Here is a 12,975-nt window from a genome sequence, read left to right on the forward strand (position 1 = left end):
GAGGCCGCGCCCTTGGGCCTCAGCAGCAGCCGTGGTCGCCGAACTTCGCCTGCGCCTTCGCGTCCACCCCGACGCCGCGGGTCAGCCCCTCGCGGCTGGCGACGCTATGCCGTGACACCACGTGGGCGACGGCGGCGGTGACGCGCTTCCCGGTCGGGATGTGGAGGAACTCGTTGGGGCCGTGCGCATTGGAGTGCGGGCCCAGCACGCCGGTGATCATGAACTGGGCGCCGGGGAACTTCGCACCGAGCATGCCCATGAAGGGGATCGAGCCGCCCTCGCCCATGTAGACCGCCGGACGGCCGAAGCAGGCCTGGGAGGCGTCGTCGATCGCATCGGAAAGCCACGGCGCCATCGGCGGTGCGTTCCAGCCACTCGAGGATTTCTCGAGCGCGAATTCAACCCGCGCCCCGTGCGGCGGATCCTGGGTGAGCAGGTCGCGGACGATCCGTCCGGCCTGGTCGCCATCCAGCGTGGGCGGCAGGCGCAGGCTCAGCTTGACCGCCGTGACCGGGCGCAGCACGTTGCCCGCCGATGACAGCGGCGGCAGGCCGTTTGCGCCGGTGACCGACAGTGCGGGGCGCCAGGTGCGGTTGAGCACCCGCTCGTGGTTCTCCTCGAGCATCGGCGACATGCCATCGAGGAACGGGAACTTGGTCCACACCTCGTCGCCCAGCACGTCGGCGGCATGGCGGGCCTGCTCGATGCGTTCGGTGGGGATGTCGCTGAACAGTGCCTCGACCCGGATGCGACCGGTGGTCTCGTCCTCAAGGCGCGAAAGCAGCGCGCGCAGGATCCGGAAGCTCGACGGCACCACGCCCGAGGCATCGCCGGAGTGGACCCCTTCCTCGAGCACCTGGATGCTCAGGTTGCCGCCGCACATTCCGCGCAGCGAGGTGGTGCACCACAGCTGGTCGTAGTTGCCGCAGCCCGAGTCGAGGCACACCACCAGCGAGGGCCGGCCAATGCGCTCGGCCAGGTGGTCGACATAGTGCGGCAGGTCGTAGCTGCCGGATTCCTCGCAGGCCTCGATCAGGATCACGCAGCGCCCGTGGGGGATGCCCTGCTCGCGCAGCGCCATGATGGCCGTGAGCGAGCCGTAGATCGCGTAGCCGTCGTCGGCCCCGCCGCGCCCATAGAGCTTGTCGTCGCGCAGGACCGGCTTCCAAGGGCCGAGGTCGTCGTCCCAGCCGGTCATCTCCGGCTGCTTGTCGAGGTGGCCGTACAGCAGGACCCCGTCTTCGCCCCCGTGCCCGTCGGTGCCGGGAATCTCGATGAGGATCAGCGGGGTGCGGCCTTCCAGGCGCACCACTTCCACCTGCATGCCTTCCACCGCCTGCCCGCGTACCCAGCCGACCATCAGGTCGACGGCCTGCTCCATGTAGCCGTTCGCCACCCAGTCCGCGTCGAACATCGGCGACTTGTTGGGAATGCGGATGTACTCGACCAGCTGCGGGACGATCTCGCGATCCCAGGTCTGGTCATGAGCTGCTGCAGGCGGGTGGCATCCATGGGCGTGGCCGGTGTGGTCTGGGGCGCCATTGTAGCGTCCGCCGTAATCTTCCACTTACCCGGCACGCCCGCGAATTCCCACGTTGGGTTCGGCGGCGGGACGCTGGCGCGGGCGATCCAGCAGGTCGACACTGGCGCCGTCCGACTGGCCCACGCCCGGAAGGCACATGGAAGCCACATCAACCTGACAAGGAGTCAACATGAAATCGATTCTGATCCTGGCCCGCGCGGCGGTGCTTTCCCTGCTCGTGAGCGCCGGTGCGTTCGCCGCCGACGTGGTCGACATCAATCGCGCGGGGGCCGAGGAACTGGCCCAGGTGCTGGTCGGCGTCGGCCCGGCCAAGGCCGAGGCGATCGTCGAGCACCGCGAGCGCAACGGCGACTTCCGCAGCGCCGAGGAACTGGCGGAGGTTCGCGGCATCGGCCTGGCGCTGGTGGAGCGCAACATCGACCGCATCGAGGTCGGTGCCGCGCGTCGCGCATCGCGCGGCCGCGAGGACTGATCCCCCGCGGCGATGGATGCCGTCCCGGAGCGCCTGCGCCGGGCGGTGTCCATTCCCGGTGCCGGGGGAGCATCCTCCGGCGCCGCGTTAGACTTTCCCCATGACGATGCCAGGCGCAGCGACATGACGGGGGCCGACACGACGGGGAGTGGTTGTGGCGCGATCGCCTTGCTGCCCGCCGAGGAGTACCGGCGGGAGCGCTGGCCCAACGGGGCCGGCTGGACGCGCCAGATCGCCTCGGCCAGCGAGGCCGGCACGGGCCTGCTTTGGCGGCTCTCGATAGCGGAGATCACCAGCGAGGCCAGCTATTCGCTGTTTCATGGCCTGCAGCGGCACCAGGTGCTGCTGCAGGGAGACGGCATCGTCCTGGAACTCGAAGGCGCACCGGCGCAGCGGGCGGAGCCGCCTTTCGGCCAGGTGTCGTTCCCGGGCGAGCTTCCGGCGCGATGCACGCTGCTGGGCGGGCCGGTGCACATGTTCAACCTGTTCCACCGCCCGGACCGGTTCGACCTCTCACTGTGGCGCCGGCCGGTGGTCGGGCCGATGTACTTCTTTCCAGCCAGTGGCGAGACCTGGGCGATGCACCTGCTGTCCGGCCAAGCCGAACTGGGTGGCCGCGGGGGCGGGTGCATGATGCAGCAGGGGGACAGCGCCCTGCTGGGAGCCGCAGGCGGTTGCCCGGGGCGGGTGTCGCTCGAAGGCGGTGGTGAGGTGCTGGTGGCGCGGCTGACGCCGAGGGCCCCTGCAGGCGCGGACTCCTGAGGATTCGAGGCCTCAGCGGTCGTCGCGCGTCCAGACCGCGCCGTCCTCGACCTTGACGGGAAACTTGGCGACCGGGGCGTGCGCCGGCGCGCACAGTGCGCGGCCGTCGCGCAGGTCGAACTTCGCACCGTGCAGGGTGCATTCGATCGTCGCTGCGCCGGGATCCACTTCACCGGCGGACAGCTCGTAGTCCTCGTGGCTGCACTGGTCCTCCAGCGCGTAGTACTCGCCGTCGAGGTTGACGACGAGGATCGGGGTGTCGCCGTCCCAGGCCACCGTCTTCTCGCCGGGCAGCAACTCCCCGGTGTCGCACACGCGGATCCAATCGCTCAAAGGGTCTTCTCCAGGACTTCGAAGCGCAGGTCGTCCCGCCGCGGGATGCCGAAGCGGGTGTCGCCGTACGGGAACGGTTTGGTGATGCCGGTGCGCCGGTAGCCGCGGCGCAGGTACCAGTCGATGAGCTCCGCGCGCAGGTCGATCACCGTCATGCGCATCGTCGCCTGGCCAAGTTCCTCGCGGGCGATGCGCTCGGCCTCGAGCAGGAGCCGGTCGCCCACGCCCCGGCCCTGCAGCTGCGGGTTCACGGCGAACATGCCGAAGTAGGCGGCGTCGCCCTCGGGCGCAACGTGCGCGCAGGCCACCGCCTGTCCGTGCTGCTCGGCGACCAGGACCCTGCTGCCGGGTCGGCGCAGGTCCTCGGCCAGCACCTCGGGTGAGATCCGCCCTCCATCCAGCAGGTCCGCTTCGGTGGTCCAGCCCACGCGGCTGGCATCGCCGCGATAGGCCCGGGTCACCAGCGCCACCAGCATGGGGATGTCATCCGGGGTGGCGAAGCGGAAAGAGAGGGAGCTGTCGTCGTGCGCTGTCATCTCCGAGCGTCCGGTTGGCGTCACGCGAGAAGCTTGCGGACCTTGCCGAGGGCGGCGACGAAGCGCTCGATCTCCTCGTGCGTGTTGTAGAAGGCCAGCGAGGCGCGGCAGGTGGCCGGTACGCCGTAGAACTTCATCAGCGGGTGGGCGCAATGGTGGCCCGAGCGCACCGCCACGCCCTCCAGGTCGAGCAGGGTGGCCAGGTCGTGGGCGTGGGCGCCGTCGACCAGGAAGCTCACCACCGCGGCCTTGTCCTTCGCCTGGCCGATGATGCGCAGGCCCTCGACGGTCAGCATCTCGCGCTGCAGGTGTTCGAGCAGGTCCGCCTCGCGTCCGGCGACCGCCCCCATGCCGAGGCCGTCAAGGTACTCCACCGCGGCACCGAGCCCGATGAAACCGGCGATGTTGGGCGTGCCTGCCTCGAACTTGTGGGGGGGGTCGTTGAAGACCGTGCCCTCGAAGCTGACCTCGCGGATCATCTCGCCGCCACCGAGGAACGGTGGCATCGCCTCGAGGTGCTCGCGGCGGGCCCACAACGCACCCGTGCCGGTCGGGCCACACATCTTGTGGCCGGTCAGCGCGTAGAAGTCGCAGCCGATCGCGGCCACGTCCACGGCCATGTGCGGCAGCGCCTGGCTGCCGTCGATGACGGTGGTGATGCCGCGCCGGCGCGCCTCGCGGCAGACCTCGCGCACCGGGTTGACGGTGCCGAGCACGTTGGAAACATGGGTGAGCGCCAGCAGCTTCACGTCCGGCGTCATCGCCTTGAGCAGCGCGTCCATGTCGAGCTCGCCGTCGGTGGTGATCTCGGCGACGCGGATGCGGGCACCGGTGCGCTCGGCCACCAGCTGCCAGGGCACGATGTTGGCGTGGTGCTCCATGCGGCTGACCAGGATCGCGTCGCCGGGCCCGAGCCTGGGCAGCGCGTAGCTGTAGGCGACGAGGTTGATCGCCATCGTCGTGCCGCTGGTGAGCACCAGGTCGTCGGGGCGCACGTTGATGTGGCGCGCCAGGCCCTTTCGCGCGCCTCGTAGGCGGTGGTGGCGCGCTCGCCGAGGGCGTGCACCGCGCGCGAGACGTTCGCGGTGTACTCGGTGTAGTACGCATCCATCGCAGCGGTGACCGGACGCGGCTTCTGTCCGGTATTGGCCGAGTCGAAGTACAGCAGCGGCTTGCCGTGCACCTTCTGGTCGAGCACCGGGAACTGGCTGCGGATCGCCGCCCAGTCGATGCCGGCCGGATCCCGGGTCGCGTCTTCGGCCACGGTGTTCATGCGCCCGCCACGCCGGCCAGGCGTGCCTCCAGCCGGGCCGACAACGCCTCGCGCAGCGCCTCGTCGTCGATCACCGCCAGCGGCTCGCGGCAGAACGCCCGCGTCAGCAGCTGGCGTGCATCGGCCTCGGGCAGTCCGCGCGTACGCAGGTAGAACAGCGCTGTCGGGTCGATCTGTCCGACCGTCGCGCCATGCGCGGCCTCGACCTCGTCGGCGTGGATGACCAGCACAGGCTGGGTGTCGATCTCGGCGCCTTCCGACAGCAGCAGGTTCTTGTTCGCCAGCTCGGCCCGCGTGCCATCGGCGCCCTGGCGGATCAGGATGCCGCCATGGAACACCGCGCGGCCGCGGCCCCCGGCCAGGCCGCGCCAGGTCAGGTCGCAGGCGGTGTCGCGGGCGACGTGGTCGATGCCCAGGCGGGTGTCGACGTGGCGGCGGCCGTCGGCCAGCAGCACGCCGTTGGCGGTCAGGGCGGCGCGGTCGCCGGACAGGGTGACGTTGAATTCGTGGCGCGACAGCGCACCGCCCAGCTCCAGGTCCAGCCGCCGGTAGTCCGCGTCCTCGCCCAGGTCGACCTCGGTGCGCAGCAGCAGGGTCGCGCGCTCGGACTCCGACTGCACGCGGGCGTGCACCAGGCGCGCGCCACGCGCCAGCTTCAGCTGCGCCAGCGTGTTCGCCAGGTGGCCGTGGGGCAGGCCACCCAGCTGGTGCTCGACCAGGGTCAGCGAGGCCGCCTCGCCCAGGGAGACCAGCAACCGCAGGTGCCAGGCGCGATCGCCGCCGCTGGCGGTACCGATGTGCACGACGTGCAGTGGCGTCTCCACCACCGCGCCCTCGGGTACGTTCAGCAGGACGCCTTCGACGGCGAGTGCGGTATTGAGCCGCGCGAACACCTCCTCGCCGCGCTCGAAGCGCAGCGCGAACGCGTCGCGCAGGGTCGCATCGCCGGCGTCGAGCGCCTTCGACAGCGGCGCGAAGCGAAGCCCGTCGGGCAGGTCGTCAAGCCGCGACAGCCCGGCATCGAAGCGCCCGTTGACGAAGACCAGGCGGATCCCGTCGGGCAGTCCAGGCGAATCCGCCGTCGGCAGCGGCGGGGTGTCGCCCGTGGCGGGCGCGAAGCTGCGGCGCTCCAGCGCGCGCAGCGAGGTGTATTTCCAGGCTTCGTTGCGCGGTGGCGGCAGGCCGTCGGCAAGCGCGGCGTCCAGCGCCTCGCGCCTGAGCGGGCCCAGGCCGGCGGCATCGCGACGCGGCAGGCTGTCGAAGCCCGAGCCGATGGACTCGAGCAGCGGTGGCACCGTGCGTGCAGGCTCCGTGCTCACGCCGAGGCCTCCGGGGTGACACGGTCCTTGATCCAGGCATAGCCGTGCTGCTCGAGCTCCTTCGCGAGCTCCGGCCCACCGGACTCCACGATCCGCCCGTCGGCCAGCACGTGCACGGCATCGGGCTCGATGTAGTCGAGCAGGCGCTGGTAGTGCGTGATGACCAGGAAGGAGCGCTCCGGATCTCGCATCGTGTTCACGCCATCGGCCACCAGCCTCAGCGCGTCGATGTCGAGGCCGGAGTCGGTCTCGTCGAGGATCGCCAGCTTCGGCTCCAGCACGGCCAGCTGGAAGATCTCGTTGCGCTTCTTCTCGCCGCCGGAGAAGCCCTCGTTGACGCCCCGGTTGAGCAACTCGTCCTTGATGTGCAGCACCGAGAGCTTCTCGCGCACGCGCTTGAGGAACTGCATCGAATCAAGCTCCTCCTCGCCACGGTACTTGCGTTGCGCATTGAGCGCGGCGCGCAGGAAGTAGGTGTTGTTCACGCCGGGGATCTCGACCGGGTACTGGAAGGCCAGGAACACGCCCTCGGCGGCGCGCTCCTCCGGCGCCAGCGCCAGCAGGTCGCGGCCCTGGAAGGTCACCGAGCCCTCGGTGACCTCGAAGCCCTCGCGGCCGGCCAGCACGTTGCCCAGCGTCGACTTGCCGGCGCCGTTGGGTCCCATGATGGCGTGCACCTTGCCCGGCTCGAGCTCGAGGTCGAGGCCCTTGAGGATTTCCTTGCCGCCAACCGTGGCGTGGAGGTTCTTGATCTTCAGCATGTCGGTCTTCCAGAGTGTTCTGGCCACGGTGCCCGGGGCGCCGCGGCGGGTATGCGTCGGGTACGCGGGACTCAGCCCACCGCGCCTTCGAGGCTCACGTCGAGCAGCTTCTTGGCCTCCACCGCGAACTCCATCGGCAGCTCGCGGAACACGGTCTTGCAGAAGCCATCGACGATCAGCGACACCGCGTCCTCCTCGCCGATGCCGCGCGAGAGGCAGTAGAAGAGCTGGTCGTCGGAGATCTTCGAGGTGGTGGCCTCGTGCTCGACGGTGGCGGTGGGGTGCTTGACCTCGATGTAGGGGAAGGTGTGCGCGCCGCACTTCTTGCCGATCAGCAGGCTGTCGCACTGGGTGTAGTTGCGCGCGTTGGCGGCGGACTTCTCCACTTTCACCAGGCCACGGTAGGTGTTCTGGCCGCGGCCGGCGCTGATGCCCTTGGAGATGATCTTCGACTTGGTGTTGCGGCCGACGTGGATCATCTTGGTGCCGGTGTCGGCCTGCTGGTGGTGGTGGGTCAGCGCGACGGAATAGAACTCGCCGACCGAGTCGTCGCCGAGCAGCACGCAGCTGGGGTACTTCCAGGTGATCGCCGAGCCGGTCTCTACCTGGGTCCAGGAGATCTTGCTGCGCGCACCACGGCACTCGCCGCGCTTGGTGACGAAGTTGTAGATGCCACCCACGCCGTTCTCGTCGCCCGGGTACCAGTTCTGCACGGTGGAGTACTTGATCTCCGCGTCCTCGAGCGCGACCAGCTCGACGACTGCCGCGTGCAGCTGGTTCTCGTCGCGCATCGGCGCGGTGCAGCCTTCCAGGTAGCTGACGTGGCTCTTTTCCTCGGCAATGATCAGCGTGCGCTCGAACTGCCCGGTGTGGCCGGCATTGATGCGGAAGTAGGTGGAGAGCTCCATCGGGCAGCGCACGCCCCTGGGGATGAAGACGAAGCTGCCATCGGAGAAGACCGCCGAGTTCAGCGCGGCGAAGAAGTTGTCGTGCGTGGGAACGACCGTGCCCAGGTACTTCCTCACCAGCTCCGGGTGGTCGTGGATCGCCTCGGACATCGAGCAGAAGATCACGCCCTTCTCGGCCAGCTGCTTCTTGAACGTCGTGCCGACCGAGACCGAATCGAACACCGCGTCCACCGCCACGCCGGCCAGCTTGGCGCGCTCATGCAGCGGCACGCCGAGCTTGTCGTAGGTGTCGAGCAGTTCCTGGGGCACGTCATCGAGCGAGGCGTACTTGGCCTTCGGCGCCGACCAGTAGCTCGACGCCTGGAAGTCGATCGGCGCGATGCGCAGCTTGGCCCACTCCGGCATCGGCATCGTCAGCCAGTGTCGATAGGCGGCCAGCCGCCACTCGGTCATCCACTCGGGTTCGTTCTTCTTCGCCGAGATGATCCGCACCACGTCCTCGTTGAGGCCCGGCGGGATCGATTCGGACTCGATGTCGGTGACGAAGCCGGCATCGTAGCGCCGCGCGAGGCGGGCATGGATGTCGGCGTTCTCGACCGGGGCGGGGGCGATTGCTTCCTGGGTGGCCATGGGGCTGCCTCTGGAGTTCAGCCTGCGGCGAGCCGCAGGGGGATGGATTTGGTGCCGGGCCCGGCCGCCGTGGCCGGGGGCGCGGGGGGGCCGACCATGTCGGCGATGCTGACGCCGCGCAGAGCGTCGGCGACCACGTCGTTGATGCGCCGCCAGTTCGCGCGGACGCCGCAGTTGTGTTCGATGCCGCATTGGCCATCGGCGCTGGAGCACTCGGTCATGCCGATCGGGCCTTCCAGCGCCTCGACGACGTCGGCCAGCGTGATCTCGGCGGCATCGCGCGCCAGGCGATAGCCGCCATTGGCGCCACGGAACCCTTCCACCAGCCCGGCCTGGGCCAGCGGCTTGAGCAGCTTGCTGACCGTCGGCGGTTCCAGGTGCGCCCGGTCGGCCAGTTCGGTGGCGCTGTGCACGCGCCCCGGCTCGGCGGCGAGCACGGTCATCACCACGGTGGCGTAGTCGGTCAGTTTGGTGACGCGCAGCATGGCGGAGGAGGGGTCCGTGAATTAGTACCGAAATGGTACCCTTTTCGCGTCCGGGCCTCAATGCACGCCCTGCACGGTGTTCAGCGGGACCATCATGGCTTGTGGCGAACGGCGCCGACCGGTATCAATAGCGCCTTTCCCGCTGCCGGAACCCACGATGGCCAACCGCGCCAAGCCCCTGTTCGAGACCCGCCGCTCACCGATCCATGGCAATGGCGTGTTCGCCGTGCGCGACATCCCCAAGGGCACGCGCATCATCGAGTACACGGGGGAGCTGATCAGCCACAAGAAGGCCGACCGGCTTTACGAGGGCGGCAGCGAGACCGGGCACACGTTCCTCTTCACGCTCAACGACACCTACATCATCGATGCCAACGTGGGCGGCAACGACGCGCGCTGGATCAACCACAGCTGCGCGCCGAACTGCGAAGCGGTGACCGAGGACGACGAGGACGAGGATCCGGCCAAGGACCACGTCTTCATCGAGGCGATCCGCGACATCCGCGCCGGCGAGGAGCTGAGCTACAACTACGGCATCACGCTGGAGGAGAAGCACACCCGGCGCTTGAAGCAGGTGTGGGCGTGCCGCTGCGGCTCGCCCAAGTGCACCGGGACCATGCTGCAGCCGAAGAAGAAAAAGAAGGGTTAAGCGACGCATTCACGCCGGTTTAGCCGCGCGCGCCCTAGGCTCGGGCCTCCATGGAATCCATCCACAAGGAGGCGACATGTCCACTCCCCGCATCGACCGCGACCTTTCCGGCAAGCGCATCGCGGTGCTGGCCACCGACGGTTTCGAATACAGCGAATTGACCGGTCCGCGCGACGGGCTGGCAAAGGCCGGTGCGAAGGTCGACGTGATCACGCCCAAGGGCGAGAGCATCAAGGGCTGGACGGGTGGCAACTGGGCCGACTCGGTCGCGGCCGACCTTTCCCTCGCCGATGCAGACCCCTTCCACTACCACGCGCTCGTCCTGCCCGGCGGCGTGATCAATCCCGACAAGCTGCGCGTCGACGAGGCCGCGATGGAGTTCATCAAGGCGATGGCGACCGCCGGCAAGCCGGTCGGCGCGATCTGCCACGGGCCCTGGCTGCTGGTCGAGGCCGGCCTGGTCAAGGGCCGCAGGGTGACGTCGTGGAAGTCGATCCGCCGCGATCTGGAGAATGCCGGCGGGCAGTGGGAGGACAGCGAGGTGGTCGTGGATGGCGCGATCATCACCAGCCGCAATCCCGACGACATCCCGGCCTTCACCGATGCGATCGCCAAGGCGACATTGGGCTGACAGGGCGCCGATCAGGTCCCGGCGTCTTCACGGCGCCCGGGCCGCACCCACCACCAGGCGCCGGCCACCAGCGCGCCGAAGGCGGTGTACGCAGCCACGAACACCCACCACGGGGCCTCGAAGAAGATGAGCCGGGCCAGCCAGTACTCGATGAAGCCCTGGTCGTGGGTGGTCCGGCCGGCGACATCGCGCAGGTCCTGCTCCCACACCGTGAGCGGGCACAGTTCCCCGAACCAGGTCTGGGCAACGATGTAGCCGACCAGGGCCAGATGGGTCCAGCGGAAGCCGCGGTGGCGGACCCAGCGCCAGCCGGAGGCGCCGCCGATCAGGATCAGTACCAGGCCGCCGACCACGAAGGCGACCACCAGCACGTGCAGCACCAGGATGGCGTCCGCCAGTATTCCCGCGGTCTGCGGATCGAATCGGGTCATGCGTCCTCGTCGGCCCCGGGGTGCCAGGCCTCGCTGAGTTGCTTCTGAAGGGGTGGTGGAACCGGCTCATAATGGCTGAACTCGAGCGTGAAGCGGCCCCGTCCAGCGGTCACCGATTTAAGTTCGATTGCATATTCCGAGACCTCCGACAGGGGCGCCTGGGCCCGGATCAGGATCTCGCCGTTGCGCAGCGCGTCGGTGCCGTTGATGCGCGCACGCTTGGCGGCCAATCCGCCGGTGATGTCCCCGATGTGCGGTTCGGGCGCGGCGACGTCAAGGTTGACGATCGGTTCGAGCACCAGCGGCCGGGCCTTTCCCACGGCATCCAGGAAGGCGCGGCGGCCTGCGGTCATGAACGCCACTTCCTTGCTGTCCACGGGGTGATGCTTGCCGTCGTAGACCACCACGCGGACGTCCTGCAGCGGGAATCCGGCCACCGCGCCGAGGGCCAGCGCCTGGCGCACGCCCTTCTCGATGGAGGGGATGAACTGGTTCGGTATCGTGCCACCCTTGACCTCGTCGGCGAACTCGAAGCCGCCACCGCGCGGCAGCGGCTCGACGCGCAGGTAGACCTCGCCGAACTGGCCCGCGCCACCGGTCTGCTTCTTGTGCCGGTAGTGTCCGTCGGCGCGCGAGGAGACGGTCTCGCGATAGGCGATGGCCGGCGGCGCGGTCTGCACCTCGACGCCGTAGCGCTCAGAGAGGCGCTCCAGCATCACCCGCAGGTGCAGCTCGCCCAGCCCGTGCACCAGTGTCTGGTTGAGTTCGCCGTGGTGCTGCACCTTGAAGCAGGGGTCTTCCTCGGCAAGGCGGTCGAGTGCGTTCGCCATCTTCTGCTCCTGCCCGCGGCGGGTCGGGGTGAGCGCCAGGCCGAACATGGGCTTGGGGAAGTCGATCGGCTTGAGGTGCAGGTGGTCCTCGTCGTGGCTGTCGTGCAGGATCGCGTCGAAGTGCAGCTCGTCCACCTTGGCCACCGCCGCGATATCGCCCGGGATGGCCTGTGCGATCTCGGAATGGGTCTTGCCGTGCAGCTTGAACAGGTGGCCGACCTTGAACGGCTTGCGTGCGTCGTCGACGAGCAGCTGGGAGTCCCGGCGCACGGTGCCCTGGTAGACGCGGAAAACGCCAAGTTTGCCGACGAAGGGATCGTTGATGATCTTGAACACGTCGGCGATCACGTGCGCTTCGGCATCCGGGAGGGGCTGCAGTGGCGTGGCGTCCTCGCCAGTGCCCTTGCGCAACTCCGGCGCATTGGCTTCCAGCGGGCTCGGCATCCAGCGTTCGATGAGGTCCAGCAGTTCCCCCACCCCGGCCCCTGTGCGTGCGGAAACAAAGCACACCGGCACCAGGTGGCCGTCGCGCAGGCATTGTTCGAACGCGTCGTGAAGCTCCTGGCCGGACAGCGCCTCCTCCCCCTCCTCGAGGTAGCGGCCCATGATCGTCTCGTTGATCTCCACGACCTGGTCGACGATGCGCTGGTGGAACGGCGCGACCGGGCCCAGCTCGCTGTCGCCATCGGTACCGGAGAAGCAGTCGACCACGCCCCCGCGACCCGGCGTGGGCAGGTTGATCGGCAGGCATTCGGCACCGAACGCGTCGCGCAGCTGGTCGAGCAGCGCGGCCACGTCGGCCTCCGCCGCGTCGATGCGGTTCACCACCAGCAGCGGCACAGGCGCCGCGCGCGCGCGTGGTCCATCGTGCGCTGGGTGCCATGCTCTATGCCGTTGACCGCGTCGACCACGACAGCGCAGGTTTCCACCGCGGCCAGCGCCGAGAGCGCAGGCCCGCGAAAGTCGGGATAGCCCGGCGTATCGATGATGTTGGCGTGGACGCCGCCGTGGTCGATCGAGGCGATGGTGGAATTGATCGAATGCCCGCGCGCCTTCTCCTGCGGATCGAAGTCGGAGAACGTGGTGCCGCGTTCGATGCTGCCTGCCGACTGGAGTTCGCCGCCGGCGTGCAGCAGGGCTTCGAGCAGGGTGGTCTTGCCGGCGCGGCATGGCCTGCCAGGGCCAGGTTCCGGATCTGGGCGGTGGTGTAGCCAGGCATGAGCGACCCTCCTTCGCAACGGGCGGAGTGAGCCGTCATGGTCGTCCGTTGACGGAGCAGCGACCGGCGGGCCGGTAGGGCTCGACGGGCGGTCATGGCGGAGGGTCGCTCAGCGACCCGTGCATCAAGCCTTGCAGTGGCCCCGGGCGAGGTCAAGTGCATCCGTTCTTGCATTGCAGCATCCCGATCGCCG

General features: G+C 69.0%; 13 protein-coding genes and 2 pseudogenes. 4 read left to right on the plus strand and 11 right to left on the minus strand.

Annotated features, from left to right (window positions below; all coding sequences use genetic code 11):
- Positions 1–19: 19 nt before the first annotated feature.
- Positions 20–1,512 (minus strand): annotated as a pseudogene (locus FU658_RS04705) (M20 family metallopeptidase).
- A 200-nt stretch (positions 1,513–1,712) separates the two neighbouring features.
- Between FU658_RS04705 and FU658_RS04710 the strand changes: the two are divergent.
- A complete protein-coding gene (locus tag FU658_RS04710) occupies positions 1,713–2,015 on the plus strand; it encodes a ComEA family DNA-binding protein (protein ID WP_147891008.1) in 303 nt (100 codons plus the stop codon).
- A 123-nt stretch (positions 2,016–2,138) separates the two neighbouring features.
- Positions 2,139–2,777, plus strand: a complete 639-nt coding sequence (locus tag FU658_RS04715; RefSeq protein WP_187265919.1) for a HutD/Ves family protein — start codon at positions 2,139–2,141, stop codon at positions 2,775–2,777.
- A gap of 12 nt (positions 2,778–2,789) precedes the next feature.
- Here the strand turns inward: FU658_RS04715 and FU658_RS04720 are convergent, their stop codons facing one another.
- The 7 genes and pseudogenes from FU658_RS04720 to FU658_RS04750 all read right to left on the minus strand — a co-directional run bounded on the left by FU658_RS04720 (position 2,790) and on the right by FU658_RS04750 (position 9,022).
- The gene (locus FU658_RS04720) at positions 2,790–3,110 is read right to left on the minus strand and encodes a non-heme iron oxygenase ferredoxin subunit (RefSeq protein WP_147891010.1); all 321 of its coding nucleotides are present in this window, start codon (positions 3,108–3,110) and stop codon (positions 2,790–2,792) included.
- A complete protein-coding gene (locus tag FU658_RS04725; RefSeq protein ID WP_147891011.1) occupies positions 3,107–3,646 on the minus strand; it encodes a GNAT family N-acetyltransferase in 540 nt (179 codons plus the stop codon). The genes FU658_RS04720 and FU658_RS04725 overlap by 4 nt, the downstream gene beginning before the upstream one ends.
- 20 nt (positions 3,647–3,666) lie before the next feature.
- A pseudogene (locus FU658_RS04730) lies at positions 3,667–4,919 on the minus strand (cysteine desulfurase).
- Positions 4,916–6,214, minus strand: coding sequence for a Fe-S cluster assembly protein SufD (gene sufD / locus FU658_RS04735; RefSeq protein WP_147891095.1), 1,299 nt, complete (start codon positions 6,212–6,214; stop codon positions 4,916–4,918). The pseudogene FU658_RS04730 and the gene sufD overlap by 4 nt, the downstream one beginning before the upstream one ends.
- A gap of 20 nt (positions 6,215–6,234) precedes the next feature.
- Positions 6,235–6,999 carry a Fe-S cluster assembly ATPase SufC gene (gene sufC, locus FU658_RS04740; protein WP_147891012.1) on the minus strand — a complete coding sequence of 255 codons (765 nt, stop codon included), beginning with the start codon at positions 6,997–6,999 and terminating at the stop codon, positions 6,235–6,237.
- Between the two features lie 71 nt (positions 7,000–7,070).
- Positions 7,071–8,537 carry a Fe-S cluster assembly protein SufB gene (gene sufB / locus FU658_RS04745; RefSeq protein WP_147891013.1) on the minus strand — a complete coding sequence of 489 codons (1,467 nt, stop codon included), beginning with the start codon at positions 8,535–8,537 and terminating at the stop codon, positions 7,071–7,073.
- Between the two features lie 17 nt (positions 8,538–8,554).
- Entirely contained in the window at positions 8,555–9,022 is a 468-nt protein-coding gene (locus tag FU658_RS04750; RefSeq protein WP_147891014.1) for an SUF system Fe-S cluster assembly regulator, read from the minus strand.
- Positions 9,023–9,179: 157 nt separating this feature from the next.
- Here FU658_RS04750 and FU658_RS04755 point away from each other — a divergent pair, with 157 nt between their 5' ends.
- Positions 9,180–9,671, plus strand: coding sequence for an SET domain-containing protein (locus FU658_RS04755; protein ID WP_147891015.1), 492 nt, complete (start codon positions 9,180–9,182; stop codon positions 9,669–9,671).
- A 76-nt stretch (positions 9,672–9,747) separates the two neighbouring features.
- Entirely contained in the window at positions 9,748–10,302 is a 555-nt protein-coding gene (locus FU658_RS04760) for a type 1 glutamine amidotransferase domain-containing protein (protein ID WP_147891016.1), read from the plus strand.
- Positions 10,303–10,313: 11 nt separating this feature from the next.
- Here the strand turns inward: FU658_RS04760 and FU658_RS04765 are convergent, their stop codons facing one another.
- Genes FU658_RS04765 through FU658_RS15720 form a run of 3 tightly spaced genes read right to left on the minus strand, consistent with a single transcriptional unit; the run spans position 10,314 to position 12,801 of the window.
- Complete coding sequence (locus FU658_RS04765) at positions 10,314–10,733, minus strand: DUF2784 domain-containing protein (protein ID WP_147891017.1); 420 nt, start codon at positions 10,731–10,733, stop codon at positions 10,314–10,316.
- Positions 10,730–12,403, minus strand: a complete 1,674-nt coding sequence (fusA, locus tag FU658_RS04770; protein WP_321167730.1) for an elongation factor G — start codon at positions 12,401–12,403, stop codon at positions 10,730–10,732. Before fusA ends, FU658_RS04765 begins: the two co-directional genes overlap by 4 nt.
- Positions 12,385–12,801, minus strand: a complete 417-nt coding sequence (locus FU658_RS15720; protein WP_321167731.1) for a GTP-binding protein — start codon at positions 12,799–12,801, stop codon at positions 12,385–12,387. Before FU658_RS15720 ends, fusA begins: the two co-directional genes overlap by 19 nt.
- Between the last annotated feature and the right edge of the window lie 174 nt (positions 12,802–12,975).

This window comes from Alkalisalibacterium limincola (genome assembly GCF_008017755.1).
Classification (GTDB): Bacteria; Pseudomonadota; Gammaproteobacteria; order Xanthomonadales; family Xanthomonadaceae; genus Alkalisalibacterium; species Alkalisalibacterium limincola.